The sequence below is a fragment of the Erwinia typographi genome, from assembly GCF_000773975.1.
GTDB classification, from domain to species: domain Bacteria; phylum Pseudomonadota; class Gammaproteobacteria; order Enterobacterales; family Enterobacteriaceae; genus Erwinia; species Erwinia typographi.
Genome location: NZ_JRUQ01000059.1, coordinates 13,690 through 40,240, shown reverse-complemented (window position 1 = coordinate 40,240; position 26,551 = coordinate 13,690). Strand labels below are relative to the sequence as shown.

Below are 26,551 nucleotides of genomic sequence, written 5' to 3'. Positions count from 1 at the left end.
ATTTTCAGCCGTGGGCACAATCAGCGCAACGCCCCCGCTATTGCAATTAACGTGAACCGTTAACGTCAGCCTGCTGCTGACGCCAGTGGCTAATCAGCGCCTCGGTTTTTTGTCGGTCCGCGGGGGAGGACGGGGTGTAAATCAACAGTCCCAAATCCGTTCGCCCCTCAACCGCAAACGTAGAATATTCAAAAATAAACTCACCGACCAGCGGGTGACGAGCGTGCTTGACGCCTTCACCGTAGTGCTGCACGTCATAATCCTGCCAGATGGCGTTGAACTCAGGGCTGAGTTCGCAGAGTTCAGTGACCAGCGGCTGCACCGTCTCCATTGCGCCAGCGCGCATGACTTCCGCACGAAAGGCCGCCACGGCGAACGTTGCGTCCTGCAACCAGTTCACCATATGTCTGCGCACCTCGGTATTGCCAAACAGCAGCCTCAGGACGTTGCGCTGTCCGGCGGGGATTTTTGTGTAATCCGTCAGTATGGCACGGGCCGCTTCGTTCCACGCCACGATATCCCAGGTGGCCGTTTTCACCAGCGCGGGGCTGTGCTCCAGCGAATCCAGCACGCGCTGAAGCTGTGGAGAGACGGGTTCACAGGCTTGGTATTGAACCTGCGGCGGACGCTGCTGAGCCAGTAAAAAGAGGTGTTCGCGCTCAACCTGAGTCAGCTCCAGGGCTTCCGCCAGGCGGTTAAGCACCTCAGCCGAGGGAGAGCCGCCGCGTCCCTGTTCCAGCCAGGTATACCACGTAGCGCTGACGTTCGCCCGGTTCGCCACTTCCTCGCGGCGCAGCCCTGGCGTGCGGCGGCGCAAGGGAGAAATGCCAAAATCAGACGGGTTCAGCTTGCCGCGTCGATCTTTCAGATAGTTGCCAAGTAATTTGGTATCCACTCTATTGCAGGCCTTTAACAGTCAATGTCACCAACAGACTACCATTAAAATCCCTTCAAGCTGCCTATATTATAGAAAAGGAGTGAGGGATAGCTAAACCATGCAAAAAGCCCCTCACCGTTGCCGGTGAGGGGAGGCACTATAATCTCAATATGAGAATGTTTATTAATTGGACTTTTTACTGGGCCTTATTCGGCCTCTTGGTAATGAAGTTGCTGTGTGTATCTTTTTTTTACGCCACCAGAAGCTCAAATGTGCTCTGTGCGAAGTTATATGTTAACCCGATTTATTCCTTTATTGCCAGATGTAATATGCATTATTAATTAGTTTCAGAATTTCCTGGCGCATAACTTTAATTAATTATGGATAATTAAGGTCAGCATTTAGTGGTGCTAATAATTGCTTCCGCGATATCCACCTTTAAAGCCAGACTCCACGCGACATGGCGTAGCCACAGCGTTTTTCAGGCATAAAATTGATTAGTGGAAGACTATAAAAAAACGGACTTATACATCCCCATTACACTATTGATTAGCCATGTTTAACCATTATCCCGCGTATGACATCCTGTCGGCGGATGCTGAATGCGCGCGAGCTGGCTGTGATACCCAGGTGCAGCCGGTTTGTCTCATCCGACTGCACTCACAGGGAAGATAAACAGAAATTAATGATATTGCAGATAAGCGACGTGGGTTTGTAAATACTCCTCAAGGCCATGCCGACCGTCAGCTCCGCCAATCCCTGATTTGCGCCAGCCGGCATGGAAGCCCTGCATGGCTTCAAAGTTTTCCCGGTTAACGTAGGTTTCGCCAAACTTCAGCTGCTTCAGCGCCTGCATGGTGGTATTCAGATCGCGGGTAAAAATGGAGGATGTCAGACCATATTCGCTGTCGTTGGCCAACGCGATAGCCTCTTCAAGCGTCTCGAAAGGAATAACCGGCAGCACCGGGCCGAAAGTCTCCTCGTGTACGATGGTCATCTGCTGATTAACGTTGGTCAGCAGGGTAGGCTCAAAGAAGAAGCCGCGTTCGCCGCTGCGCTTGCCGCCGGTCACCACTTTTGCGCCTTGCTCTACGGCCAGCGCCACTTTCTGCTCAAGGCGCTGCAGAGCATCGGCAGAGATCAGCGGTCCCATATCAATGTCGCTTCTTTGTGCCGGATCACCGTAGGTGACTTTAGCAAAGGCGGTTGTCAGGCGGGCGACCACTTCTTCATAAACCTCTTTCTGAACATAAAGGCGCTCAGCACAGTTACAAACCTGACCACTATTGATCATGCGCGAGCTGACAATGGCTTTAACCGCCAGATCGAGATCGGCATCCTTCATCACAATCGCCGGCGCCTTTCCACCCAGCTCAAGAGAGACTTTTGTAATATTCGGCGCCGCAGCCTGTAGCGTGGCGACACCCGCGTTGACGCTGCCGGTCAGGCTTACCATGCCCACCTTTGGACTGGATGCCAGCGCCTGGCCTACTTCCGGACCGTAGCCAGTCACCAGGTTGAACACCCCTGCAGGCAGGCCGACCCAATCGACAATTTCCGCGAACAGCATCGCATTGTTCGGCGTCAGCTCGCTGGGTTTGATCACAATCGTATTGCCAGTGATCAGAGCCGGAGCGGCCTTTCTGGCGATCAGGAAGAAGGGGAAGTTCCACGGCAGAATACCCGCCGTGACGCCAATGGCCTTTTTAAACACCATAATGGTTTCATTGACCCGATCGCTTTGTACGATCTCTCCCTCGTAGCGGCGTGCCCATTCGGCCATGTAATCAAGATAATCAGCGGTAAACAGCACTTCCGTCTGCGCCAGCTGCTGCGTTTTGCCACCTTCAGCCACGATGGCTGCGGTAATTTCCGCTTCCCGGCTGCGTATGCCAGCCGAGATTTTGCGCAGCCAGCCGCCTCGCTCAACTGCTGGCAACGCCTCCCAGGCTGGCTGGGCCGCTGCGGCTGCTTCAATGGCGCGATCGGTATCTTCGCGGCTGCCTTCAGGGATTTGTGAGATCGGCGCTTCCGTGGCGGGGTTAATGACGTCAATCCAGCGGCCGCTGCGGTTTTCGACAAACTGGCCGTTGATGTAAAGGCGATGTTGGCGTGGGGTCATGGCAGATTCTCCGTAAACATTATTTTATAGTGAGGTTAATAAAATGTTGCGTTATAAAATACTGCCGCAGGCAAAGCGCAATGACCTTTCTGTGGTTGCCACCGCACAGTGCGGGATGGCAGAAATGAGAAGAACAGCGGGGGAGAACGGTAAAAATAGAATTTACCCTTAAAAATGATGTAATTAGTCTGCACAACGCCGTTAATCAATAAATCACAGCAGAAGCTGGATTTGTGATCGCGGTCGTCAGGAGACGCTGAATTTTGCCAGATTTACGCCGGACGGGGCATTGAGCATAAGGTGTCGGCGGTTCAATCCTTCGTAGACTGCCTCTACCGGGAACCTCACCCACCTACGAAGGAAAACAATAATGAGTCAGGCAATCCTTTCAGGCATTCTGTGGCATCTGGTGGGCGCGGCCAGCGCCGCCTGCTTCTATGCCCCGTTCAAAAAAGTGCGTCACTGGTCATGGGAAACCATGTGGTCAGTGGGCGGTATCGCTTCGTGGATCGTGCTTCCGTGGGCCGTCAGCGCAGTATTGCTGCCAAACTTCTGGGGGTACTACAGCAGCTTCTCGCTTTCTCAGCTGTTACCGGTGTTTCTTTTTGGCGCAATGTGGGGCGTAGGCAACATTAACTACGGCCTGACCATGCGCTATCTGGGCATGTCGATGGGCATCGGTATCGCGATTGGCATTACCCTGGTCGTCGGCACGCTGATGACGCCGCTGATCCAGGGGCGCTTTGTCGAGCTGTTCAGCTCCTCAGGCGGCAGGCTGACCTTACTGGGCGTGCTGGTTGCGCTGGTCGGCGTGGCGATCGTTTCTCGCGCAGGTCTGTTAAAAGAGCGGGCGATGGGGATTACGGCCGAAGAGTTCAACCTGAAGAAAGGGTTGCTGCTGGCCGTGCTCTGTGGCGTGTTCTCAGCCGGGATGTCCTTTGCGATGAATGCGGCGAAGCCAATGCACGATGCGGCCGCTGCGCTGGGCATTGACCCACTTTATACTGCGTTACCGAGCTACGTGGTGATCATGGGCGGCGGCGCGCTGGTTAACCTGGGCTTCTGCTTTATCCGCCTGGCGACCAAGTCCGACCTGTCGGTCAGGAGCGATTTCTCAGTGGCGAAGTCTCTGCTGATTAGCAACGTGCTGCTTTCAATACTTGGCGGCACCATGTGGTATTTGCAGTTCTTCTTCTATGCCTGGGGCCACGCGCGAATTCCGGCACAGTATGACTTTATCAGCTGGATGCTGCATATGAGCTTCTATGTGCTGTGCGGCGGGCTGGTCGGGCTGGTGCTGAAAGAGTGGAAGAACGTGGGGCGTCGTCCGGTCAGCGTGCTTTGCGGCGGCTGTGTGGTGATTATTCTGGCGGCGAATATTGTAGGGATGGGCATGATGTCCTGAGTCGTTAGTCTGTTGTAAGAAGAACCCGCCCTCATTGAAACAGCCACCACATGGACGTGGTGGCACCGAATTTCCCCTGCTGTTTATCCCTCATGCCGCACAAACTGGAGCTTACGCTGGCTACTGTGCTCAAACTGCTGACGGAATGCGCTTGGAGTCAGGCCCGTTTCGCGAGTAAACACCACCGAGAAATAGTTACTGTCGTCAAAGCCGCAGCGGGCGGCAACTTCTCCAATCAGGCAGTCGCTGCTGCGCAGCAGATACTTCGCCCGGCAGAGCTGGAGCTGACGAATATAGTGGCCTGGGGTCATCCCGGTTTGCTGGCGGAACAGCTGTTTTAATGCCCGTTCAGAGAGGTGATGCTGATGACAAAAGGCGCTCAGATCAAAGTGAGTGGCAATCTGCCCCTGGATTGCCGACATCAGCAGATCCAGCTGTTCCCCCTCAGGAAGTTGATATACCCCGTCCGCCGAATAGCGGTGACGCTGTAGGGTCAGCGCCAGCTGGAGAAACAGCGTTTCCGTTAGCTGCCTGGAGAGCCGGTCGCTCTTGCGGCACTCCTGCCGCAGCTGCTGGATAACTCCGCGAGCCAGCGCCATTCCCCGCGTTGTCAGCCGCCAGGCTGAACCCTCGTTCTCCGGCAGAAAATTTTGCCACTCAAGGCCAAGGCTGAAGCGCTCCGGGCAGAAAATAATGTTATCCAGCACCAGATCGTTCACGGCGTCAAAGCTGTGGCAGTCGTCCGGGCGCAGATAGAACAAATCTCCGCAGGTAATCAGCCAGGGCTTGTCGTTCATCACATGCAGGCCGTTTCCGCGCCAGACAATCACCAGCTCGCTGAACTCATGAACATGCGGCGGGAAGCAGGGCTGCGGCGCGCGATCGGCAACCGCTACCGGCATCAGCTCAGAAGGGAAGTAGTCGGCTTTCGCCAGGCGAAGGGAGACGGTCAAAGGTTCACCTCACAAATCGTTTTGCCTGATGGTACGTGGAGAGGTGCCAAACTCGCGCTTAAACAGTGTAGAAAAGTGATTGCTGTCACCAAATCCGCACTGAAAAGCGATATCGGTAATGCGCATGTCGCTGTGGCGAAGCAAATGGCGCGCCTGAAGCAGGCGCAGCCGGTTGAGATAGCGCTGCGGCGTGCTGCCGGTTTGCTGCTTCAGCTGGCGGTGCAGGGTTCTCAGCGACAGGGCAAAGCGGCTTGCCAGCGCCTCCCAGTCAATTTCTTCACTGAAATGATCGGCCAGCCAGTTCAGCAGCCCGCGCATCCGGCCATCCTGATCGTCGCCCGGCAGTTCGCTACAGCCCCGTCGCAGAAGCACCAGCAACTGCATAAACCGCATCTCCTGTTCGGCCTGAGCGTCAACTCCCTCAAGCCCGGCAGGGTTTTCCAGCTCTGCGATCAGCGCTTTCGCCTGGGCCAGCACCTTGTTGCCGACGCGCCAGTGCGAAGGGTAATTACCCTCGATCTCCTGCGGCAAAAGATGCTGGAAGCCGGTCATAAAGCGAAAGGCCTCCGGCCCGCGGTACAACACGTTGGTGAGGATCAGTTGGTCGGTATTCTCATACAGATGGCGATCGTGGTTACGCACGAAGCAGACGCAGCCGCCGCACAGCGGTCTCGGCTCGCCGTTAAAAATATGAATTCCCGCTCCCTGCTCAACAATCACAATTTCGTGAAAGTCATCATGATGATGTTCCGGGAACGCGCGCTGGGGCGCACGGGGTTCGATGGCTATCGGCATCGCGCCGTTCGGGAAAAAATCCACGCTGTGTAATACGGTCATATTTTGCCCTCTTTGCCTGGTATTGACGGAGTCTACTGCCGGGGCGGGGACGCTGACCTTGAATTTTCGACGAGAATTTGCCGCGAAGCGGGCTGTTTTTCAAGAATCCGCCGGGTGAATAACAGAATTGCGCGGCGTGTCACAACGATCGCTGAAGGGGGTGAAAAACAGAACTGTGAGCTGATTCACGTTCACCTTTGCCAGGTTGCCAGCGCCCGTTTGCCGCTGGCAGTGGCGGGAAGGTGCCAGCTTATCAGGCTTTTAGACTGTAGCTATCGAACTGACAGGAAGCCAACGCTATGAGTATGCGAAATTGTGTCGCCATTGACCTCGGCGCATCCAGTGGTCGCGTGATGCTGGCCCGATTTGATTCACAAACGGGTCAGCTTCAGCTTGAAGAGGTCGCCCGTTGCGTAAACCGTCTGGTCACCATCGGGGAGCGGCAGTGCTGGGATCTTGACGCCCTTGAGACGTTTATTATCGGCTCGCTGAACAGGCTGGTTGAGCAGGGGATCGTCCCTGACAGCATCGGCGTGGATACCTGGGGCGTGGATTATGTCCTGCTGGATAAAGAGGGCAACCGCGTCGGGCTGCCGGTGGCCTACCGGGATGACAGAACCCAGGGCGTGATGCCGCGTGCCTGCAAGGAGTTAACGGCAGAAGCTATCTACCGCCGCACCGGCATCCAGTTTTTGCCGTTTAATACGCTCTACCAGCTGCGTGCGCTGACGGAATCCCAGCCCGCCTGGCTGGACAAGGTTGAGCATGCGCTGCTGATCCCGGACTACTTTCACTACCGCCTGACGGGGCGGATGAACTGGGAATATACCAACTCGACCACCACCCAATTGCTGAATATTCAAAGCGGCGAGTGGGATAAAACCCTGCTCGACTGGGCCGGAGCAAAAGCCAGCTGGTTTGGTCAACCCTCTCAGCCTGGTAGCCCGGTTGGCGAGTGGAAAACCGCTAATGGCGATGCTGTTCCTGTGATCGCGGTAGCGACTCATGATACGGCCAGCGCGGTGCTCGCTGCCCCGGTAGCCGGGACTAACGCCGCCTGGCTAAGCTCAGGCACCTGGTCGCTAATGGGTTTTGAAAGTTTTGAGCCTTTCACCGACGACGCGGCGCTGGCGCTGAATATCACCAACGAAGGCGGTGCCGAAGGGCGCTATCGCGTACTGAAAAATATTATGGGCCTGTGGCTACTCCAGCGCGTCTGCGCCGAACTGGCCATTGAAGACCTGTGTGAGCTGGTAAACGCGGCGGAGCAGCAGCCAGCCTGCCGCTCGCTGATTAATCCTAACGACGACCGCTTTATTAACCCGGCCAGTATGGTGTGCGAAATTCAGGACGCCTGCGTCGGGCAGGGTATGCCAGCGCCAGCCGATGCCGCCTCGCTGGCACGCTGCATTTTCGACAGTCTGGCCCTGTTTTACCGCCAGGTGCTTCACGAGCTACAGGAACTGCGCGGCGCGGCGTTCAGCTGGCTGCACATTGTCGGCGGCGGCTGTCAGAACCCGCTGCTAAACCAGCTCTGCGCGGATGCCTGCGGAATACCGGTTATCGCCGGGCCGATTGAGGCCTCCACGTTGGGCAACATCGGCAGCCAGCTGATTGCCAGCGGCGATATCAAAGACGTCACGCATCTCCGTCAGTTGATGAAACAAAATTTCCCATTAAAAACCTACACCCCTCACGCCAGTGACGCGTACAGCCGCAGTTGGCCGCGCTTTCAGTCACTGACACACAAGGCAAAGGAGCTATGTATATGACCCGAGCAATCGAGCAGGCGTTTGAGCTGGCGAAACAGCGTTTCGCCGAGATCGGCATTGATGTCAACGCCGCGATAGCGCAGCTGGATAAGCTGCCCGTTTCCATGCACTGCTGGCAGGGGGACGATGTCAAAGGGTTTGAAAACCCTGAGGGCGCGCTGACCGGCGGTATTCAGGCTACCGGCAACTATCCCGGCAAGGCCAGCACCGCCAGCGAGCTGCGGGCCGATCTGGAGCGGGCGATGTCGCTGATCCCTGGACCAAAACGCCTGAACCTGCACGCTATTTACCTGGAAAGCGACACGCCGGTAGAACGTACCGACATTCAGCCGAAGCACTTCAGTCAGTGGGTGGAGTGGGCGAAGAAGAACCAACTGGGGCTGGACTTCAACCCGACCTGTTTCTCGCATCCGCTGAGTGAGGATGGTTTTACCCTCGCGCACGCCAATCCTGAAATCCGTCAGTTCTGGATTGAACACTGCAAGGCCAGCCGAAAAATTTCCGCATTCTTTGGCGAACAGCTGGGCACACCTTCGATCATGAACATCTGGGTGCCGGACGGCATGAAGGATCAAACTATCGATCGTTTCGGACCGCGTCAGCGCCTGATGAACTCACTGGATGAGATCATCAGCGAGAAGCTTAATCCTGCTCATCATTACGATGCGGTGGAAAGTAAGTTATTCGGCATCGGCGCAGAGAGCTACACCGTTGGCTCTAATGAATTCTGCCTGGGCTATGCCAGCAGTCGCCAGACGGCGCTGACTCTTGACGCGGGCCACTTCCATCCTACGGAAGTTATCTCGGACAAGATCTCCACCGCCATGCTTTATGTGCCGCGCCTGCTGCTGCACGTCAGCCGCCCGGTGCGCTGGGACAGCGACCATGTGGTCACGCTGGATGATGAAACCCAGGCGATTGCCAACGAAATCGTCCGCCAGCGCCTGTTCGACAAAGTGCATATCGGTCTGGATTTCTTTGACGCCTCAATCAACCGTATCGCGGCCTGGGTCATCGGCACGCGAAACGCGAAAAAAGCGCTGCTGCGCGCGCTGCTGGAGCCGGTCGACCAGCTGAAAAAACTGGAGCTGGAAGGCGACTACACCAGCCGTCTGGCGCTGCTCGAAGAGCAAAAATCCCTGCCGTGGCAGGCCGTTTGGGAAGCTTACTGTCTGCGCCACGATGTCCCGGCCGGCGCCAGCTGGTTAAGCGATGTCCGCCATTATGAACAACAAGTTCTCAGCAAACGTTAAGGACGTAACATGCAAAATATTCTGAATGCCTGGTTTGTACAGGGCATGGTTAAAGCGACCAGCGATATGTGGCTGAAGGGCTGGGATGAGCGCAACGGCGGCAACGTCAGCCTGCGTTTGCTGGATGAAGAGGTTCAGCCGTTTGCCCAGGATTTTTACCGCGAGCCGAGAACCGTAGAGCTGACCCAGCCTGCGCCGGGGCTGGCAAACTGCTGGTTCCTGGTCACCGGGTCGGGCAAGTTCTTCCGTAACGTACAGCTCGATCCGACCGACAGCCTGGTACTGCTGCGGGTGAGCGATGATGGCCGTGCCTACAGCATTTACTGGGGGTTGAGCAACGGCGGTTTACCGACCTCCGAGCTGGCGTCACACTTCCAGTCGCACAGCGTGCGTATGAAGGCGACCAACGGCGGCGACCGCGTGATCATGCACTGCCATGCTACAAACTTTATGTCCCTGAGCTACGTAGTAGATTTGAACGCAGCCAGCTTTACCCGTCTGCTGTGGGAAGGCAGTACCGAATGCCTGGTGGTGTTCCCAGACGGCGTGGGGATCGTGCCCTGGATGGTGCCAGGTACCGATGGCATCGGCGACAAGACGGCAGAGCAAATGGCTTCGCATAGCCTGGTCATGTGGCCGTTCCACGGTATTTTTGGCGCAGGCCCGACGCTGGACGAAACTTTCGGCCTGATCGATACCGCTGAGAAGTCTTCCGAAGTGGTGGTGAAGGTGCTGTCGATGGGCGGCATGAAGCAGAGCATTACCACGCCGGAGCTGATTGCGCTGGGTGAGCGCTTTGGCGTGAAGCCGTGGCAGGCGGCACTGGAAGCGAGCCATCCTCATGTTGCGTAAAGCCTTTGTGATGCAGGTTCACGCGGATAAGCATCTGGAGTATCAGCAGCGGCATAATCCGATCTGGCCCGATCTGGCGCAAACGCTGAAGGAGCACGGCGCGCATCATTACAGCATTTTTCTTGATGCACCGCGCAGCCTCCTGTTTGCGGTGGTGGAGATAGAATCGGAGGCGCGTTGGAATGCCGTCGCCAGGACCGAGGTGTGCCAACGTTGGTGGCAATCAATGTGTGAGCTGATGCCCTCCAATGCCGACTGTAGCCCGATCAGTGCGGAGCTGAAGTCGGTGTTTTACCTGGACTAAGCTGAGTAAAAACGGGGCAAAATTTGCCCCGTTATTTTTTCAGCCCTAACCGTTTATCCTCAGCTGTGGATAGCGCCGCATACTCCAGGCGCACCATGCCAGAGAAATCAGACCGATAGCGCCGCCCGCGTACCCCACATTCTGCATATTCAGGTGCAGGCTGACCTGATTCCCCAGTAGTGCGCCACCACCAATGCCCAGGTTATAAATCCCCGAAAGCAGCGACATCGCCACGTCCGTTGCGTCCGGCGCCAGCGCCAGCACGCGAACCTGTACCGCGAGGCCAATAATCATCATCGACATGCCCCAGATAATGCACAGCGTCGAAATCGCCAGCGTGTGGGTAGCCGCAACGTACAGCGTCAGCATACAGAGGGAAATTAAGGCAATGGCACCCAGTAAAAAGGTAGCCGGGAATTTATTGCCCAGAGTACTGAACAGGATGCTGCCGACAATCCCGGCTGCGCCGAATATTAATAGCAGGAAGGTGGTGAAATTTGCACCCATCGCCGCGACGCTCTGAATAAACGGCTCAATATAGCTGTACGCCGTATAATGCGCGGTCACGACTAGCGCAATCAGTATATAGAGCGAGACCAGAGCAGGGCGCTTAAATAACATCGGCACGCTTTTCAGCGAGCCGCTGTGTTCACTCGGTAATTTAGGCAGCAATCTGGCCAGGCACAGTAGGGTAATCAGCGCCACGATGCCAATCACGCCAAAGGTAATGCGCCAGCCAAGATACTGACCAATCAGACGACCAATCGGCAGGCCCAGAACCATTGCCAGCGCGGTGCCGGTCGCCAGCATACCCAGAGCCTGGGTCTTTTTACCGGCGGGGGCTACGCGAATTGCCAGCGATGCGGTGATCGACCAGAAAATGGCGTGCGAGAGCGCAATACCGATGCGTGACAGCACCAGAATGTTGAAACTCCAGGCCATAGTCGACAGCGCATGGCTGGCGATAAACAGCGCAAAAATGGCGATCAGCAGAAGGCGTCGCTCAACCTGGCGCGTCAACAGCATCATTGGCAGGGACAGCAGCGCGACTACCCAGGCATAAATAGTCAGCATCAGCCCTACCTGTGCCGTCTGCATACCGAAACTGGCGGCAATATCGGACAGCAGGCCCACCGGAACAAACTCAGTCGTATTAAAAATAAACGCAGCGATGGCTAACATGATCACACGCAGCCACGCCGTTTTACGCGAAACGGTATTAGTAGATTGCATTGAGGTTAATGACTTGTTGGCATAAGGTTAATTCCACGCCTGGCGGAATCTTAAAAAGAGCGCGTATTGTGTTTTATTTATCCGACAGATGACATCGAAAAAATGCCCTTTTTTGTAAATCAGAATAAATGTCGGCGTCATCGGCAATAAAAAGGCCGTAGTAGTCCGTCTTGCTGCAGAAAATACGGCCGTCTGAGGAGGAAAGGAGGGAGAAACCTGAGAACATCAGCCAGGCTGTACCTGAATTTTTCTGCGGGAGAGCACCGCGCGGACGACCAGCAGTAGCATCAGAATAAACTCCGCGGCTAGCGTGATAAGCACAGCATCCTGATGGCTGCCGTGCTTTTGCAATACCTGGCTGTAAACCGTGCCCAGTAGCATCGGGCCGAGACCAAAGGCCGCCTGCTGCACGGTAGAGAGCATTGCGCTGCCCGCACCAGCGTGGTCCTTCGGCACGTCAGCCAGGCCAATACGGTAGAAACAGCTGACGATAAAGGATTGCCCAAAGCCAATCAGCACCGTGGCAGGGATCAGCGAATAAATGCCTACCTCAGGCCAGGCCGATTTGAAGGTCGCGATCAGCACCAGCAGCCCGGCCATCTGAATGCCGCAGCCGGCCAGCAGCGTGGCAAGTCTGCCCAGTTTTTCCACCGCGCGAGTGGTCAACAGCGAGCCGACGAAATAGGCCGCGCCGAGCGCAATAAACGCATTGCCGGACTGAAAGGGCGTCATACCCAGACCAGACTGTAGGGTCAGAGCCACGGCGAACATAAAGCCGCTCCAACTGGAGAAAAACAGCACCGCGATGGAAAGGCCAAAGCGCACGCCGTTCAGCCGCATCAGGCCTGGCGGGAGAATAGGGTGCCCCTGGCGCTGTTCCAGCGCAAGCTCAGCGCGCCACAGGCGATGAAGTAAAAGTGGGAAAGCGGCCAGCAGCAGAATGCAGGGCCATGACCAGTGCAGAACGGGGCCAAGCGCCAGAGCGATCATCAGGCAGCCGATAGCGCTGGCGAGCAGCAGCGTGCCGACTTTATCCTGCGAAACGCTTTGGCTCTTGCGGGTTTCCGGGATGGTTTTCGCGGCAAAGAGCACAATCAGCACGCAGAGGGGAATATTGATCAGAAAGACGCTGCGCCAGCCGTAACCACCCAGATCAATGGCGATCAAAAAGCCGCCCAGCACCTGACCGATAATAAACGCCAGTCCACCAATGCCACCGTACAGGCCAATGGCTCGCGCATGGGCTCGGCCGTGAAGGCAGACGTGCAGGGTGGCGAGGATCTGCGGAACAACCAGCGCGGCGCCTACGCCCTGTAGTGCACGCGCCGCCAGTAACAGCCAGACGGAGCTGGCAACGCCGCACAGTAGCGAGGCCAGACCAAACACGACCACGCCAAGGGTGAATACCCGACGTCGGCCATAGTTATCTCCCATCCGGCCGCCCATCGCCAGGCTGATGGCAAAGGCGATACCGTATGCCGCAACGATCAGCTCCAGCTGAACCGGGCTGGCGTGCAGGGTGGTGGACATGGCGTCCAGCGCTACGTTTACAATTGAAAAATCAATCATCGGCAAAAGCTGTCCTGCCAGTAAAACCAGCAGGCCGCTGCGGCCAAGAGTGGGAGATTGCGAGGCATTGTTCATCAGATAAAACCTTGTCAGAGAGCGCGATGAGGAATAGCATCAGCGATCTGTGAAACGGGTACCAGTTTTTGTTTATCATGGTATAAAAGCTACCCGCCTTGCCTGGAGGCCTTATCATGACCGAGTTTACCGTTATTCCTGTGTCGGAAAATAACCGTCAGCTGCTCGGCGCCTTTTTGCGCCGTCGCCGCGAAAGCCTGGACCCTGACCGACTTGGACTACCACGGATGCGAAACCGCCGCACGCCGGGACTAAGGCGCGAGGAAGTGGCGCAGCTGGCGGACGTCGGCGTTACCTGGTATACCTGGCTGGAACAGGGACGAGAGATTAAAGCCTCCAGCAAAACGCTCTCAGCGATTGCCGTTGCGTTACAGTGTAACGAGGCCGAGACGCAGCACCTGTTTACGCTGGCCGGTCATCAATATCCGGTTCTGGCTGCGGCCAGGGTGTGTGCCAAAGTTTCCGCTCACGGGCGAATTACCCTTGATGCTCTGCACCCCTTACCGGCAGTGATTCAGACCGCGCGCTTTGACATTCTGGGCTATAACGAGGCCTGGCAGCGGCTGGTCAACGTAGATTTGCAGACTATCCCACAGGACGATCGCAACTGCATTCTGTTGGCCTTTACCAATCAGGCCTGGCGCAACTCGATGCTGGATTGGGAAACCGTGATGCCGAATATGGTGGCCAGATTCCGCGCGCAGATGGGGGATAATCTGGAAGATCCGCACTGGAAAATCATGGTCGATCGTCTGCTGGCCTGTTCCGATGAGTTCCGCGAAATCTGGCAGCGCTATGAGATTCGGGCCATTGAGAATCAGGTCAAACGCTTCTTCCACCCTAAGGTTGGGGCGCTGACGCTGCGGCAGAATAACTGGTTTTCCGCTCCGCGCAATGGGGAAAGGCTGCTGGTTTACATCCCTGAGGATGAGAACAGCGCCGCCGCGCTAAGCCAGATTGTGGCAGGCTGAGTGCCAGCTGCTGAAAAAAGGGCACCGTCATTTCCTGCGCCCCCTTTCTGATCACACCCGCTCTTCGCGACTACGCTAACCGATCGCATGCCGCCTTAAGCTGCCGACAGGCCTGTTCCAGCAGCGTGTCGTCAACGGCATAGGCCAGGCGTAAATAGCCCGGTGAACCGAAAGCAGAACCGTGCAGTACCGCCACGCCAGCTTCGCTAAGCAACCAGCTGGCGACGGCCTTATCGTCGGCCAGAGCGTCACCCGACGGCGTTTTTCGGCCAATTAAGCCCTGACAATTGGCAAAAACATAGAAAGCGCCCTGCGGGACGTTGGCGCTAAGCCCGTCTGTCTGTTCAATCATCGTCAGCACGCGTCTGCGGCGACAGTCCAGTTTTTCAATCCAGCCGGTCAGAAAGCCCGCTGGCTGGGTGAGGGCGGCGACGGCGGCAGCCTGAGAGATGCTGCTGGGATTAGAGGTACTTTGTGACTGGAGAATTTGCATCGCCGCAATCAGCCAGGCGGGACCGGCCGCGTAGCCCAGACGCCAGCCGGTCATGGCGTGACTTTTTGACACGCCATTAACCGTCAGCGTACGTTCAGCCAGTTGCGGAGCAACCTCGGCGAAGGTAGCGAAAGGGGCCTGGTCGTAGCGCAGCGGTTCATAAATGTCGTCCGCCATAATCAGTACCTGCGGATGATCGGCCAGTACCGCAGCCAGCGCCTCAAGTTCTCTGGCGGTATAAATTGCACCGGTGGGATTGCCGGGCGAGTTAAGGATCAGCCAGCGCGTTTCTGGCGTCAGCGCTGCGGCCAGTCGTTCCGGCTGGAGCTTCCAGTCGTGATGTTCCTCACAGGCCACGATCACCGGTTCGCCTTCTGCCAGCGTCACCATATCGGGATAGGAAACCCAATAGGGCGCGGGAATAATCACCTGCTGGCCTGGATTGACAGTGGCCAGCAGCGCATTAAAAATCAACTGCTTGGCGCCGCTTCCGGCGATGATCTCGTCCGGCTGAAAAGACAGGTGATTGTCGCGGGCAAACTTAGCCGCAATCGCGGATTTTAAAGCAGCAGTGCCGGAAACTGCGGTGTATTTCGTCTGATGCTGCACAATCGCTTCAATACCTGCGTAGCTGATGCTGGCGGGAGTGGCAAAATCCAGCTCTCCTTCACCTAAATTGATCACGGCTCTGCCCGCCGCTTCAAGTGCACGAACCTGGTCAGAAATGGTCGCCGTTGGCGAAGGCCGAACGCGTTGCATACGGCGGGCTATTTGACTGATATTCATAAATCCTCTTTTGTATATAATGGTTCAACTAATACAATTTATCATCCAACGTCAGCAGGAACTTCGCCATGTCACCTCTGTTCATTCTTGATGATTCATCCGTTCCGGCCCGCTATGGCATAACGGCCAGCCTGTGGGCTAATCAGCTGGGGCTGCCGCTCTGGAGCCTGCGCCCCGACTTCGACCGGGATTTTCACGACAGCCATCAGCACGTTGCGCGTGCGGGGTACTGCGTGACCAGCGGCCTGTATCGGAGTGACACTCTGCAACAGGAAGTCACCGAACCGGGCCAGCTCCCCACTCAGGACGCCGTCATAGTGCTGATGGCCGCACAGGCCCAGCGGATCGCCATGCTGAGCGGACAACGGCTGCTGAGCACGGCTTCCCGTGACACGCTCACGCTGCGTGACGGCGAGCAAACGCTGATGCAGCTTTATGCCGACGGCTATGGCCGCTGGGCGGCATCACTTCCGCAAAATGCCAGCGCCACCGTACGCATTGGCCTGATTGGCCGCGAAACCGACCACCGCCAGGTTTATCCCGCCACGCTGGCGGCGTTGGGCGATGCGGCTTCAGCGCTGAATCTCCATGCTGACGTGCATTTCCTGCCGCCTGCCAGCCTGTCTGCCGGGCTGGATGAGCTGAAGACTCTGCACGGCGTAATACTGCCCGGAGGAGCCTCAATGGCGGTCGTCGCCGGGCAAATCCGCGTTGCCGAAGCCACCTTCAGGCACACCTTACCGACGCTGGGGCTGTGTCTCGGTATGCAAAGCATGGCGACGGCAGCCGTCCGGCAGAACGAAGGGTTCGGGCAGGCAATTCCGGCGGAAGTTGCCCCTGATGCTCCGCTGCACAGTTTTGTCGCTTTTGAGGATGGCCGTCATCGCTGCGGCGTGCTGCCGTTTACCTCCAGCGCCTTGCCTGGCGCTATCAACGAGATGCATTACAACCATCGCTATCGTTTTAATCCGCAACTGATACCGCAACTCGCGGCCAGCGGGGTGAAAATCAGCGCGCATACCGGCGATATTGTGGAGGGCATTTCCCAGCCTGCGCTGCCATTCTGGCATGGCGTCCAGGGGCACCCGGAGCTGCTTTCCCGCCCCGGGGCTCCTCATCCACTGTTTATCGCTTTTTTACAGGCGGCGCTTACTTCGCCAGCGTAACGCCGCTGCGGGCATCGCTGGCCAGCTGTTGCATTACGCGAGTCAGCGCTGCCACCGCATCAGCGGAAACCGGCTTCAGCGGGGCGCGTACCGTGCCGCCGTTAAAACCGCGCAGTGCCATGGCCGCTTTCACCAGCTGCGGCTGGCCGTGCTGACGAGCCAGCGCGCGATAGTCGTACCACAGCTGATGTAAATCGCGTGCGGTCGACGCGTCGCCTTTCTCTACCGCACGGTAGGTGGCAATCACCAGCTCGGGCAGGGCGCAGCTGTTAGTACTGCTGATGCCATCGAATCCCGCCATCATCGGGCCTAAAAACGCCAGATCCGAGGCGCAGAACAGGCGCAGCTTGCCGCGCAGGCGGTTGGCAATCCGATCGATCGCCGTCGGGTTGAGATCCCCCTGTTTAATGCCGACCACGCCAGGCACTTCGGCCAGCTGTTCCAGCAGCGAAGGCGACAGGGTGATGCCAATGCCCGGCGCGTTGTAAACCAGAATGCCGGTTCTGGACAGCGGCGCGATTTCCTGGAAGTACGCCAGAATCTGTCCGTCGGTGATCTCGCTGACGTAAGGCGCGGTGACCATCGGCAAACCGCCTAAATCGCCTGCCAACGCGGTCAGTTCACGGGCTTCACGCGGGTCGGAACTGGCGCTGCACAGCATCACCGGGATGCGATCCTGTACGCAATCCATCACTTCACGGAACAGCTCACGACGTTCAGCCAGCGACATCACTGGAAATTCGCCGTAGGTGCCGCCAATTAGAATGCCGTCGTAGCCCAGGCTAATCGCGCGCTCAATGTTTTCCCGCAGCGCGGCGAAGTCGATCTCACCCTGAGCATCAAAAGGGGTCACGGTAATATTGAAAATGCCATGCAGGCGATCGCGGCATTCATTGATGTCTTTCATCTTGGTTCCTTACAGCAGAGTTAATGGGCGATTAAGGGTGCTCAACTGGCGGTAGCCGCTTTCAGTCACCACCACGGTTTCACTGACGCCAACGGTGAATTCACCGTAAATGCGCAGCGCAGGCGGAATATGGAAAACCATACCGGGTTGCAGCTCGGTGGTGACGCCGCTGTACAGGCTGAGAATGCCGCCTTCGCCCCAGTCCGGCGCAAAAGAGACGCCGATGGAATACCCGGCGCGTTTTTTGAAGTTATCGGTGAAACCGGCGCGGTCAATGACCTGCTGACAGGCAAGGTGAGGGGCTTCACAGGTCGCACCGGGACGAATGGCGTCCAGCGCTGCCTGGAGTGCCTCCTGGCACACTTTTTCCATCTCAAGCGCGATAGCCGGTGGACGACCCAGCCAGGCCGAGCGCATTAGCGCCGCGTGATAGCGATCGTGGGCCGCGGCCATTTCCAGGAATACCGGATCGTTCTCTTTTATTACCCGACGCCGCCAGGTACCGTGCGGTACACCGCTGCGTGGGCCGCTGGAAACCAGCGGTTCCATGCCGACGTATTCAGATCCGGCGGCAATGGCTGCGCCCATCATGGCCGAAACCAGCGCATTTTCATCAGCCCCGCTGCGGATGGCGGCGATACCTGCGCGCATACCTGCATCCACATAGCGTGCAGCAGTGGCGATTTTTTCCACTTCGGCCGCAGACTTCACGGCCCGCAGCGGTTCAATCACGCCTGCGGTGTCGGCGATAACGCCGAGTTTGCTTTGCAGCGCTTCATAGACCGCAACCGGCAGGAACCAGCCTCGTTTGTCCAGCCCGATACGCTTGTTGAGCCAGTTGCGCTGCTGCAGCATTCCCACCAGAAAATCTACCGGGTTGTCGCCATCCTGATAGATGGCCGCATCAGAGATAAAGGTGTTGGCGATGAAATTGAAATATTCCAGCTGGCGAATAACAAAAACCGGCTCGCCTTCGACCGGTAGCAGCAGAGCCTGGAAGGTGTAATAACCCGGCGTCTGCTGGCCGGTGAGCCAGAAAATGTTTTCCGGCCCGGTCACAATCATCACGTCCACGCCAGCCGCACTTAGGCGCTCGCGGGTACGATGAATTCGTTGTGCGTACTCCTCCGCGGTAAATGCGGATTCACTGCCCTGAATGACATTATTAACTTGTTGCATCACTAAACTCCTGAAGGAAGGTGGCGCGCGCGGCATCGAAATGCACGCCCAGGCCGGGAGAATCAATCACATTAATCTGGCCGTCGCGGTAGGTCAGGCCGCTGACCGGGTCATCGACCAGGCCATCGGCGCCATAAAGCTCGGCAAAGGCAGGTTGCAGCACGCGACAGAGTTGCAGTGCCGCTGCGGTGGCCGCATGGCCCTCGTTCATCTGGCCGATCATGAAAGGTACGCTGGCGGCTTGCAGACGTCGCGCGGCGGCGAGCGTAGGGGCGATGCCGCCCAGTTTCACCAGCTTGAGGTGCCCCCATAAAAGGCCTCCGGCGGCGGCCAGTCGCTCAATGGCGGCCGCGCTGTTAAGGCTTTCATCGAGCATCAGCGGAATGCCGTAGCCCACCAGCTCCGTTAGCTGCGCGTCCGCTGTCGGTGCGAGAGGCTGTTCAACATAGCTAAGCTTCAGCTCGCGCAGCTGAGGGAGCGCCTGATGAGCCTCGGCCAGCGACCACTTGCCATTGACATCAATCGCCAGTGAAATCGTCTCGCCGAACTCACGGCGCAGAGTTTTCAGACGGTGCAGATCGGTGGCAAAGTCCGCAATGCCGGTGCGCAATTTCAACTGAGTGAAACCGCGCGCCACATAGGCCCGCGCCTGCTCCAGCATCTGTGCTTCACTGCTCCAGAACAGGGTCTGATTGGTGGGGAAGCAGGGAGAGGTCTCGGCAGTCCCCAGCCAGGCGGCCACCGTTTTACCGGCCTTGCGCGCCAGCAGGTCGTGCAGAGCCATATCCAGCAACATGCGCGAAGGGGCCAGCAGCGGACTTTCCGGCGCATGGATTGCCTCCAGCAGCGCCTGAGCATCGCGATGCCAGCGCCATTGCGCCAGCATTTGTTGCACATTGCTGAGGACCTCGGTTTCGCTGTAGCCGTGCAGATACTGGATATTCAGCCGCACCTCACCGATGCCCTGAACAGCCTGATCTTCCAGCCGCAGCCACAGCGTATCCAGCGCGTGGACCGCGCCAGAAGCGGCGGTGTGCAGCGTCACGCCAGCATAGTGCAGGTCACCCCGCCAGAGCTGCGCTTTCACGATGCGGACTCCTGTGGCAGCAGCGCCAGAGCGATATCCAGATAGATGTGCGCCGCGGCGATAAACTCTTCCACCGGCACAAATTCATCCGGCTTATGCGCCACCGCCAGCGTGCCGGGGCCGATGACCACGCCTTTTGCGCCAAGCGCGCGAAAGTGCACCAAATCGCAGCCGCCCTGGAAACCAAACGGGCCTGGTTCTGGCTGACCATGACGACGGCAGGCCTCCAGACTGTGCAGGACAATCGCTTCATTGCTGTCGGTTTCGGTCGCGCCGCCGGTAGTGGGCTGCCAGGCGATGATTTCCGCCTCGACGCCTGCGTTCTGGCGGGCACTTTCCAGCAGCTGTTGCAGTTCGGCTTTCACTTCAGCCTCATCTTCACCAGGCACCATGCGACGATCCAGCAGCAGTTCACAGCTGTCCGGCACCACATTATCGGCATGGCCGCCGTGAATACGCGTTACCGTCAGGCTGGCATTACCAACCAGCGCATGGCAACGGCAGCGCACCTGCTGGTGATGGGCTTCCTCAATCAGTCCTAACAGCCGGGCTGACTGATAAATGGCATTAATCCCCAGTTCCGGCGTACCTGAGTGCGCGGTAATGCCTTTTACCCGAACCCGCGGACGCAGGCTGCCTTTATGCGCAGAAAAAGTGGTATTGGACGTCGGTTCGCCAATCACCGCGAAATCGATCGCCGGAGGGGCGTCGCTGGCATAGAATTTTGCCCCTTCGCTTGCTACCTCTTCATCCGCGGTGAACACGCCCATTAACGTACCGGACCAGTGCTGGCGGTGCTCAGCCAGCAGACGCAGCGCTTCGACCATCGCCACCAGCGGTCCCTTGGCATCACAGGAACCGCGGCCATACAGGCGGCCTTCGCGTTCGATCAGCGTGAAAGGATCGCTTGACCAGCCTTCGCCCGCCGGCACGGTGTCGAGATGGGTGTTGAAGGCAAAGCAGGGCCCCGGGCCATTTTTTAGCACGGCAATGACATTGGTGCGTCCCGGCGCGTATTCACTGAATGAAAGGTCATAACCGGCAGCCTGTAGCCAGTTCGCCACGCATTCGGCGGCTTCGCGCTCCTGGCCCGGAGGGTTTTCGGTGTTAATGGCAACCAGCGCGGTTAAATCCTGCTTCATGCGCACGCTGTTAACCTGATAAGTGGTCATAAAAACTCCGCTGTTAATGTAAAATCTGATCGAGGAAACGCTTCGCACGCTCGCTGACCAGACCGGTAAAAAAGTCCTGGGCGGTGGCCCGTTCGAGAATTTCGCCTTCTTCCATAAACAAAATGTGATTGGCCGCCCGGCGGGCAAAGCCCATTTCATGGGTGACCACCATGCTGGTCATCCCTTCAGCACTCAGCTCCGCCATCACCTCAAGCACCTCGCGGATCATCTCTGGATCGAGCGCGGAAGTGGGTTCGTCATACAGCATCAGCTCAGGCTTCATCGCCAGCGCCCGCGCAATGGCGACGCGCTGCTGCTGGCCGCCCGACAGCTCATCCGGGAAATGGTCGGCTTTATCATGAATACGCACTTTCGCCAGCAGCGCCTCGGCCTGCTTGCGTGCCTCAATGCGGTTCACGCCCAGCACCGTCATCGGCGCCAGCATGATGTTTTCCGCCGCCGTGAGGTGCGCAAACAGCTCGTAGTTCTGGAATACCATGCCAATACGCTGGCGTAGCTGATGCGGTGGCACGTCGCCCCGGCTGACGTTCTGATTAGCAAAAAAGACATCGCCGCTGTCCGCCGGGGAGAGCATATTCACGCAGCGGAGCAGGGTGGATTTACCGGATCCGGAAGGACCAATCAGCACCACGGTCTCGCCGCGCCTGACGCTTAATGAGCAGTTTTTCAGCACCGTCTGGCGGCCAAAGGCTTTATCGATACCGATCATTTCCAGCAAAGGTTTCTGCTGAGAACTCATAGTGTTTCCCTCGCTGGCTTGGGTAATTTCATCCGGCGTAACCGGGATTTCTGGTTTTTATGCCGACGCTGTTTCGGGTCAAGCACGCTTTCCAGCCACGACTGGAAAATCATGAACAGCGAGGTCAGCAGCAGGTAATAGATCCCGGCGGCGCACAGGGCTTCAAAGTAGCGGAAGCTGGCGCTGGCAGTCTGGTTGGCGACCAGCAGCAGCTCCTGTACCGCGATCACCGAAACCAGCGCGCTCGATTTCAACATGCTGATCATTTGATTTCCCATTGGCGGCAACACGATACGGGCGGCCTGAGGCAGCACGACTTTGCGCATGATTTGCGCATTGGTCATGCCAAGCGCCATGCCTGCCGTGCGCTGACCGCTTTTCACCGCCTGCAACCCGGAACGTAAAATCTCAGCCATATAGGCGCCCTCATTCAGCGAGAGCGCCAGCACTGCACAGGTAAACGCGGAGAAGCGTATGCCGAAGCCGGGCAGCACGTTGTAGACAAAGATGATTTGGAACAGCACTGGCGTGCCGCGAAACAGCCACAGATAGAAAAAAGCGAGCCCTTTTCCGGCACGGAACGGGGCCTCCTGTAGCAGGGCCAGTACCAGACCCATCACCACGCCACACAACAGTGAGCAGAGGGTGATTAACAGCGTCATCCCGGCACCCGTAAGGAATTCAGGTGAAAGGAAGTACTGCCACATTAAATCGATCGACATAGCTTTCTCCGGTTAAGGCTGAGACAAATTAGTAAATGGCAACGGAATCCGGAAAATTCCATTTCTCAATCAGTTGCTTGTAGGTGCCGTTTTTCACCAGGCTCTGCAGACCTTTCTCCAGTTGCGCTTTGGTTTCTGCATCTCCCTTACGCACGGCGAAAGCAATATGGGTATCGGCTTCAAACTCCGGCCCTACGGCTTCGAACAGGCCTGCTTTTTCGCTGAACAGCGCGACCGTTCCAGGTGTGGAAAGGAATTCAGCATCGGCACGGCCCTGAGCCACCGCTATGGCGGAATCCGTCGCCGCCGGGAACGTCATCACGTTGATGGCGTCCTTTTTGGCGTCCAGACAGCGTTTGTTGTCTGCCCGGGCCTGGCTCTCTTCAATGCCGCCAAGCGTAACGGCGATATTTTTGCCACACAGGGATAAATCACGGCCGGTAATCTTCGCCGGATTGCCTTTCGCAACCACCACGCGGCTGCCTATTTTCAAATAGGGCACAAAATCAACCTGCGCGGCACGCGTTGGGTTCACGTACATTGCGGAGTTAATGATGTCGAGGCGTTTCCCCTGCAGTGCCGGGATCAGTCCTTTGAATTCCATCGACATCGGCGCAGGCGTCAGTTTGATTTCCTTACTCAGGGCAGCAATCAAATCGATGTCGAAACCGGTGAGCTTTCCCTCTTTCATAAATTCAAACGGCATAAAGGTAGCGGCGGTGCCATAGGTCAGTTTGCCGGGCGCGACGCTTTCGGTGGCGGCATGGCTGGCTGCCGGCAGCACGGCCAGGCTCAACATCAGTCCACTAAGGCGGCGTAACAGTACAGAGGTGCTGGTCATACTCGTCTCCTGGTGAAGATTACAATTGGATTTTATGATTCAACAAATACAATTCAGATCGTCAAAAAATGCCTCTTTTTGGTGCGCAATGCCCGATTAATGTGCAGGCCTTGCATTATTTCACTGCAACCTGACGTCCATTTTATTGTATATTCAGACCACAATAATGCATTTCAGGAAACTCTTCCCATGCAGCCTGACTCTACAGCGAGCAGTCTCCGGTTAGCCCGGCAAATCCTTGACCTGATCTATGAAGCAAGATTCGATCCAGGTCATCATTTACGTGAACAACATCTGGCCGATGCGCTGGGCGTTTCGCGCACGCCGGTGCGTGCCGGACTCAAAGAGTTAACCCGACTGGGCGCGGTGGAAGCCCGGCCTAATCAGGGCTTTTTTTTACTGAAAAGCGCGGAGGCGCTGTCTCAGCTGGCGATTGAACAACCCAGCAGCGCTGACCAGACGCTGTATGAAGTTTTGGTACGGGACCGCATTGCGGGCAAGCTGCCTGAGTCTTTCACCCAGACCAGTATCGGCCAGCGCTACGAGGTGGACCGCGGCGTGCTGACCCGCACGCTGGTCAAGCTGTCCGAGGATGGGCTGATCGCGCGTAATGCCGGACACGGCTGGCGCTTTCAGCAAACGCTCAACTCGGATGTGGCGCTGCGCGACAGCTACGGTTTTCGCCTGATGATTGAGCCCGCCGCGCTGCTGACGCCGCAACTGCGCGTTGAGCGTCGCCTGCTGAAGCGACTGCGGGCGCAGCATTTGCGCTTAATTACCCACCCAGATATTACTCAGGTGCCAGCCCGAGAAATCTTCGAAACCGATGCCTCTTTTCACGAACTGCTGGCGGAAGCCAGCGGTAACCTGTTTGTTCTACAGGCCATTCAACAGCAGAACCGCCTGCGGCGTTTGCTGGAGTTTGGCAGCTATCACAATAAGCGCCGGGTGAAAGCCTGGTGCGAGGAGCATGTGGCGATCCTCGATGCGCTGCGCGATAACAAAGCGGAACAGGCTGCTGAACTGATGAAAAAACATCTCCAGTCAGCCTATGACCAGGTAAATAATAAAACGGGCCCCGCATAACCGGCATCAATTTTGCACATTACGATCCTGAAAATACAATCAGGAGGACCTATGGACTTGCAAATAGAGCAGCGCGTCGCGCTGGTATGTGGGGCAGGAAGCGGGCTAGGGCGGGCAATCGCCCAGTCGCTGGCACAAGAAGGCGTGCGGGTAGCCGTCTGCGGTCGTAATCCCGAGAAGCTGGCGGAAACCGTATCGGCCATCGTCGGGCAAGGCGGCAGTGCCAGAGCGTGGCAGCTGGATCTTGCTGCGCCGCAGCACTTCGAGGGGATACTGAGCGAGATCCGCCAGCACTGGGGAGACGTCGATATTCTGGTTAATAATTCTGGCGGGCCGCCGCCAGCAAAGGCTCAGGGCACCGACGCCGCCTTGTGGCAGCAGCAATTTACGCTGATGGTCGCCTCGCTGATCCAACTTACCGATTGCGTGCTGCCCGCAATGCGCCAGCAGGGCTGGGGCCGCATCATCACCACGACCTCTTCCGGGGTGGTCGCTCCCATCCCTAATCTGGCGTTATCCAATGCGTTACGCATGAGTCTGCTGGGCTGGTCAAAAACCCTCGCCAACGAAGTCGCCGCCGACGGCGTCACCGTGAACGTTATGGTGCCAGGCCGCATTGCCACGGCCCGCGTCAGCCAGCTTGATGAAATTAAAGCAGGACGGGAAAACATCACGGCGGAACAGGTAGCAGAAAATAGCCGCAAAACTATCCCGGCAGGTCGTTATGGCGCCCCGGAAGAGTTTGGCGCCACGGCGGCCTTTCTGGCCGGTCAACCCGCCAGCTATATCACCGGCTCGGTTATCCGGGTTGACGGTGGGTTAATCTCTTCCCTCTAAAGGTGGCGAGCATCCCGCGAGCGGGCCCGTCCCGCTCGTGGTTATGCCTCAACCTTTCAGCCATTTAGTCTCAGTCATTTACAATTTCCGATAGCATATTTTTAGTAAGCTGTTAGCGTGATTTGTTGCCTCAGTGAGCCCCCCCTCAATGGAAGTAAAGAGGGCACGGTCCGCTGGCGCCGCCATTTTTTTATCAAAAGGAGATCTTCAGATGACTCAACGTCCCTCTGTTGCCGTATTGGGATTAGGCGCGATGGGCCATGCCTTCGCCGCTAATTTAGTAAAAAAAGGCTTCTTAACTTTCGGCTGGAACCGCACCAAAGCGCGCGGGGAAGATCTGCTCAGCAGCGGATTAAAGCTTACCGACAGCCCGCAGGAGGCCGTTCACCAGGCCGACGTGGTGATTGCCATGCTGGCCGATGCAAAAACGACTGAAACGGTCCTGGCCGAGGTTCAGGCAACGCTGAAACAGGGCGCGATCGTGGTGCAAATGGGCACGATTGGCGTCGAGGCGACGGAAAAGCTGATTGCCACCTTCCGGCAGCAGCGGCCGGATGTTGTCTTCCTTGATGCCCCTGTCTCCGGCACTAAAACTCCGGCAGAGAATGCGCAGATAGTGGTGCTCGCCAGCGGCGATCGTCAGCGTTCTGCCGCTGTCGAACCGGTCTTTGCCGCCATTGCCAAAGGTACTAAATGGCTTGGTGAAGCGGGCGCAGCTTCAAAAATGAAGCTGGTCGTTAACGCCTGGCTGATTTCAATGGTGCAGGGGCTGTCTGAGAGCACGCAGATGGCGAAAGAGTTTGGCTTCACGCCAGAAGATCTCTGGTCGGTGCTGGACGGCGGTCCGCTGGCGGTGCCTTACGTCAAGGGCAAGCTGGAGATGATCAAAGAGGGGACCTATGAGCCGCAGATGCATCTGACCTGGGCCGTAAAAGACGTCAACCTGGCGTTGGCCGCCGCCAGGCGTAGCGAGCTGCCTGGTCTGAAACTGATCTCCGGCGTCTGGCAGCAGGCCGTTGATGCAGGCTATGGCGAGCAGGATTTATCCGTTGTTTATCGTTATCTGAGCGATAAGTCGTGCGGATAATCCTGGCAGACTGGCGGCCGGTACGGGTCATAACCTTATATTAATCAGGTCGATAAGGGGAATAGCAGTAATCGCTTAAGCGGGTCCTTCTAAAGTGCAACAGTATTTGTTATATTAATCTCAGATTGTTTTTAATAGTTGACTGATTTTAAATGCTTTTTAAGACCACCGCAAAAATGGTGATGCACAGCTAAAAGCAAGGATC

24 protein-coding genes are annotated in these 26,551 nt (G+C 57.2%); 10 read left to right on the top strand and 14 right to left on the bottom strand.

The features are described from left to right. Positions 1–46: 46 nt before the first annotated feature. Positions 47–895 (bottom strand): helix-turn-helix transcriptional regulator, encoded by an 849-nt coding sequence (locus NG99_RS20445; protein WP_034897047.1) that lies wholly within the window; start codon positions 893–895, stop codon positions 47–49. Positions 896–1,559: 664 nt separating this feature from the next. Beyond that, entirely contained in the window at positions 1,560–2,999 is a 1,440-nt protein-coding gene (gene aldA / locus NG99_RS20440; protein WP_034897046.1) for an aldehyde dehydrogenase, read from the bottom strand. A gap of 370 nt (positions 3,000–3,369) precedes the next feature. On the opposite strand from aldA, the gene rhaT reads away from it, so the two are divergent. Then, positions 3,370–4,404: an L-rhamnose/proton symporter RhaT gene (rhaT, locus tag NG99_RS20435; protein WP_034897043.1), complete on the top strand. Its 1,035-nt coding sequence runs from the start codon at positions 3,370–3,372 to the stop codon at positions 4,402–4,404. Between the two features lie 83 nt (positions 4,405–4,487). Here the strand turns inward: rhaT and rhaR are convergent, their stop codons facing one another. Further along, positions 4,488–5,357, bottom strand: a complete 870-nt coding sequence (gene rhaR, locus NG99_RS20430; RefSeq protein ID WP_034897041.1) for an HTH-type transcriptional activator RhaR — start codon at positions 5,355–5,357, stop codon at positions 4,488–4,490. A 9-nt stretch (positions 5,358–5,366) separates the two neighbouring features. Then, positions 5,367–6,194 (bottom strand): HTH-type transcriptional activator RhaS, encoded by an 828-nt coding sequence (gene rhaS, locus NG99_RS20425; RefSeq protein WP_034897039.1) that lies wholly within the window; start codon positions 6,192–6,194, stop codon positions 5,367–5,369. Positions 6,195–6,493: 299 nt separating this feature from the next. Between rhaS and rhaB the strand changes: the two genes are divergently transcribed. The 4 genes from rhaB to rhaM are packed head-to-tail and all read left to right on the top strand — an operon-like array spanning position 6,494 to position 10,375. Continuing rightward, positions 6,494–7,966 carry a rhamnulokinase gene (rhaB, locus tag NG99_RS20420; protein ID WP_034897037.1) on the top strand — a complete coding sequence of 491 codons (1,473 nt, stop codon included), beginning with the start codon at positions 6,494–6,496 and terminating at the stop codon, positions 7,964–7,966. Next, a complete protein-coding gene (locus NG99_RS20415; RefSeq protein WP_034897035.1) occupies positions 7,963–9,219 on the top strand; it encodes an L-rhamnose isomerase in 1,257 nt (418 codons plus the stop codon). Before rhaB ends, NG99_RS20415 begins: the two co-directional genes overlap by 4 nt. Positions 9,220–9,228: 9 nt before the next feature. After that, positions 9,229–10,071 (top strand): rhamnulose-1-phosphate aldolase, encoded by an 843-nt coding sequence (gene rhaD / locus NG99_RS20410; RefSeq protein WP_034897034.1) that lies wholly within the window; start codon positions 9,229–9,231, stop codon positions 10,069–10,071. Beyond that, positions 10,061–10,375, top strand: a complete 315-nt coding sequence (gene rhaM / locus NG99_RS20405; protein ID WP_034897032.1) for an L-rhamnose mutarotase — start codon at positions 10,061–10,063, stop codon at positions 10,373–10,375. Before rhaD ends, rhaM begins: the two co-directional genes overlap by 11 nt. Positions 10,376–10,420: 45 nt before the next feature. On the opposite strand, the gene NG99_RS20400 is transcribed toward rhaM, so the two are convergent. Then, positions 10,421–11,608 (bottom strand): sugar transporter, encoded by a 1,188-nt coding sequence (locus tag NG99_RS20400; protein ID WP_034897031.1) that lies wholly within the window; start codon positions 11,606–11,608, stop codon positions 10,421–10,423. Positions 11,609–11,833: 225 nt separating this feature from the next. Beyond that, positions 11,834–13,252, bottom strand: coding sequence for an MFS transporter (locus tag NG99_RS20395; protein WP_034897028.1), 1,419 nt, complete (start codon positions 13,250–13,252; stop codon positions 11,834–11,836). Positions 13,253–13,368: 116 nt separating this feature from the next. Between NG99_RS20395 and NG99_RS20390 the strand changes: the two genes are divergently transcribed. After that, on the top strand, positions 13,369–14,223 hold the full coding sequence (locus tag NG99_RS20390) for a helix-turn-helix transcriptional regulator (RefSeq protein WP_034897026.1): 855 nt from the start codon (positions 13,369–13,371) through the stop codon (positions 14,221–14,223). Positions 14,224–14,293: 70 nt separating this feature from the next. Here NG99_RS20390 and NG99_RS20385 read toward each other — a convergent pair whose 3' ends face one another. Beyond that, complete coding sequence (locus NG99_RS20385; protein ID WP_034897025.1) at positions 14,294–15,502, bottom strand: pyridoxal phosphate-dependent aminotransferase; 1,209 nt, start codon at positions 15,500–15,502, stop codon at positions 14,294–14,296. A 68-nt stretch (positions 15,503–15,570) separates the two neighbouring features. Between NG99_RS20385 and NG99_RS20380 the strand changes: the two genes are divergently transcribed. Further along, positions 15,571–16,668, top strand: coding sequence for a glutamine amidotransferase-related protein (locus NG99_RS20380; RefSeq protein ID WP_034897024.1), 1,098 nt, complete (start codon positions 15,571–15,573; stop codon positions 16,666–16,668). On the opposite strand, the gene NG99_RS20375 is transcribed toward NG99_RS20380, so the two are convergent. The 7 genes from NG99_RS20375 to NG99_RS20345 are packed head-to-tail and all read right to left on the bottom strand — an operon-like array spanning position 16,652 to position 23,336. Further along, positions 16,652–17,575 (bottom strand): dihydrodipicolinate synthase family protein, encoded by a 924-nt coding sequence (locus tag NG99_RS20375; RefSeq protein ID WP_034897023.1) that lies wholly within the window; start codon positions 17,573–17,575, stop codon positions 16,652–16,654. The genes NG99_RS20380 and NG99_RS20375 overlap by 17 nt on opposite strands. A 9-nt stretch (positions 17,576–17,584) precedes the next feature. Continuing rightward, complete coding sequence (locus NG99_RS20370; RefSeq protein ID WP_034897021.1) at positions 17,585–18,754, bottom strand: M24 family metallopeptidase; 1,170 nt, start codon at positions 18,752–18,754, stop codon at positions 17,585–17,587. Then, positions 18,741–19,841, bottom strand: coding sequence for a mandelate racemase/muconate lactonizing enzyme family protein (locus NG99_RS20365; RefSeq protein ID WP_034897020.1), 1,101 nt, complete (start codon positions 19,839–19,841; stop codon positions 18,741–18,743). Before NG99_RS20365 ends, NG99_RS20370 begins: the two co-directional genes overlap by 14 nt. Further along, the gene (locus NG99_RS20360) at positions 19,838–21,013 is read right to left on the bottom strand and encodes a M20 family metallopeptidase (RefSeq protein ID WP_034897019.1); all 1,176 of its coding nucleotides are present in this window, start codon (positions 21,011–21,013) and stop codon (positions 19,838–19,840) included. The genes NG99_RS20365 and NG99_RS20360 overlap by 4 nt, the downstream gene beginning before the upstream one ends. Positions 21,014–21,026: 13 nt before the next feature. After that, a complete protein-coding gene (locus NG99_RS20355; protein WP_034897018.1) occupies positions 21,027–21,773 on the bottom strand; it encodes an amino acid ABC transporter ATP-binding protein in 747 nt (248 codons plus the stop codon). Beyond that, entirely contained in the window at positions 21,770–22,495 is a 726-nt protein-coding gene (locus NG99_RS20350) for an amino acid ABC transporter permease (RefSeq protein ID WP_034897016.1), read from the bottom strand. Before NG99_RS20350 ends, NG99_RS20355 begins: the two co-directional genes overlap by 4 nt. Positions 22,496–22,523: 28 nt before the next feature. Next, positions 22,524–23,336, bottom strand: a complete 813-nt coding sequence (locus NG99_RS20345) for an ABC transporter substrate-binding protein (protein WP_034897014.1) — start codon at positions 23,334–23,336, stop codon at positions 22,524–22,526. 189 nt (positions 23,337–23,525) lie between these two features. Between NG99_RS20345 and NG99_RS20340 the strand changes: the two genes are divergently transcribed. The 3 genes from NG99_RS20340 to NG99_RS20330 all read left to right on the top strand — a co-directional run bounded on the left by NG99_RS20340 (position 23,526) and on the right by NG99_RS20330 (position 26,346). Then, the gene (locus NG99_RS20340; RefSeq protein WP_034897012.1) at positions 23,526–24,422 is read left to right on the top strand and encodes a GntR family transcriptional regulator; all 897 of its coding nucleotides are present in this window, start codon (positions 23,526–23,528) and stop codon (positions 24,420–24,422) included. A 51-nt stretch (positions 24,423–24,473) separates the two neighbouring features. Continuing rightward, positions 24,474–25,259, top strand: coding sequence for an SDR family oxidoreductase (locus NG99_RS20335; protein WP_034897010.1), 786 nt, complete (start codon positions 24,474–24,476; stop codon positions 25,257–25,259). A 211-nt stretch (positions 25,260–25,470) separates the two neighbouring features. Next, positions 25,471–26,346: an NAD(P)-dependent oxidoreductase gene (locus NG99_RS20330; RefSeq protein ID WP_034897008.1), complete on the top strand. Its 876-nt coding sequence runs from the start codon at positions 25,471–25,473 to the stop codon at positions 26,344–26,346. Positions 26,347–26,551: the final 205 nt, after the last annotated feature.

What these genes read in the sequence shown, in the direction of transcription:
- NG99_RS20370 (WP_034897021.1), bottom strand. Translation starts at nt 18,754, where the DNA reads ATGCAACAAGTTAATAATGTCATTCAGGGCAGTGAATCCGCATTTACC.
- rhaS (WP_034897039.1), bottom strand. Translation starts at nt 6,194, where the DNA reads ATGACCGTATTACACAGCGTGGATTTTTTCCCGAACGGCGCGATGCCG.
- NG99_RS20360 (WP_034897019.1), bottom strand. Translation starts at nt 21,013, where the DNA reads ATGACCACTTATCAGGTTAACAGCGTGCGCATGAAGCAGGATTTAACC.
- NG99_RS20345 (WP_034897014.1), bottom strand. Translation starts at nt 23,336, where the DNA reads ATGACCAGCACCTCTGTACTGTTACGCCGCCTTAGTGGACTGATGTTG.
- NG99_RS20390 (WP_034897026.1), top strand. Translation starts at nt 13,369, where the DNA reads ATGACCGAGTTTACCGTTATTCCTGTGTCGGAAAATAACCGTCAGCTG.
- NG99_RS20355 (WP_034897018.1), bottom strand. Translation starts at nt 21,773, where the DNA reads ATGAGTTCTCAGCAGAAACCTTTGCTGGAAATGATCGGTATCGATAAA.
- NG99_RS20380 (WP_034897024.1), top strand. Translation starts at nt 15,571, where the DNA reads ATGTCACCTCTGTTCATTCTTGATGATTCATCCGTTCCGGCCCGCTAT.
- NG99_RS20350 (WP_034897016.1), bottom strand. Translation starts at nt 22,495, where the DNA reads ATGTCGATCGATTTAATGTGGCAGTACTTCCTTTCACCTGAATTCCTT.
- NG99_RS20415 (WP_034897035.1), top strand. Translation starts at nt 7,963, where the DNA reads ATGACCCGAGCAATCGAGCAGGCGTTTGAGCTGGCGAAACAGCGTTTC.
- NG99_RS20335 (WP_034897010.1), top strand. Translation starts at nt 24,474, where the DNA reads ATGGACTTGCAAATAGAGCAGCGCGTCGCGCTGGTATGTGGGGCAGGA.
- rhaD (WP_034897034.1), top strand. Translation starts at nt 9,229, where the DNA reads ATGCAAAATATTCTGAATGCCTGGTTTGTACAGGGCATGGTTAAAGCG.
- aldA (WP_034897046.1), bottom strand. Translation starts at nt 2,999, where the DNA reads ATGACCCCACGCCAACATCGCCTTTACATCAACGGCCAGTTTGTCGAA.
- NG99_RS20400 (WP_034897031.1), bottom strand. Translation starts at nt 11,608, where the DNA reads ATGCAATCTACTAATACCGTTTCGCGTAAAACGGCGTGGCTGCGTGTG.
- rhaT (WP_034897043.1), top strand. Translation starts at nt 3,370, where the DNA reads ATGAGTCAGGCAATCCTTTCAGGCATTCTGTGGCATCTGGTGGGCGCG.
- NG99_RS20385 (WP_034897025.1), bottom strand. Translation starts at nt 15,502, where the DNA reads ATGAATATCAGTCAAATAGCCCGCCGTATGCAACGCGTTCGGCCTTCG.
- NG99_RS20340 (WP_034897012.1), top strand. Translation starts at nt 23,526, where the DNA reads ATGCAGCCTGACTCTACAGCGAGCAGTCTCCGGTTAGCCCGGCAAATC.
- rhaM (WP_034897032.1), top strand. Translation starts at nt 10,061, where the DNA reads ATGTTGCGTAAAGCCTTTGTGATGCAGGTTCACGCGGATAAGCATCTG.
- NG99_RS20330 (WP_034897008.1), top strand. Translation starts at nt 25,471, where the DNA reads ATGACTCAACGTCCCTCTGTTGCCGTATTGGGATTAGGCGCGATGGGC.
- NG99_RS20375 (WP_034897023.1), bottom strand. Translation starts at nt 17,575, where the DNA reads ATGAAAGACATCAATGAATGCCGCGATCGCCTGCATGGCATTTTCAAT.
- NG99_RS20395 (WP_034897028.1), bottom strand. Translation starts at nt 13,252, where the DNA reads ATGAACAATGCCTCGCAATCTCCCACTCTTGGCCGCAGCGGCCTGCTG.
- rhaB (WP_034897037.1), top strand. Translation starts at nt 6,494, where the DNA reads ATGAGTATGCGAAATTGTGTCGCCATTGACCTCGGCGCATCCAGTGGT.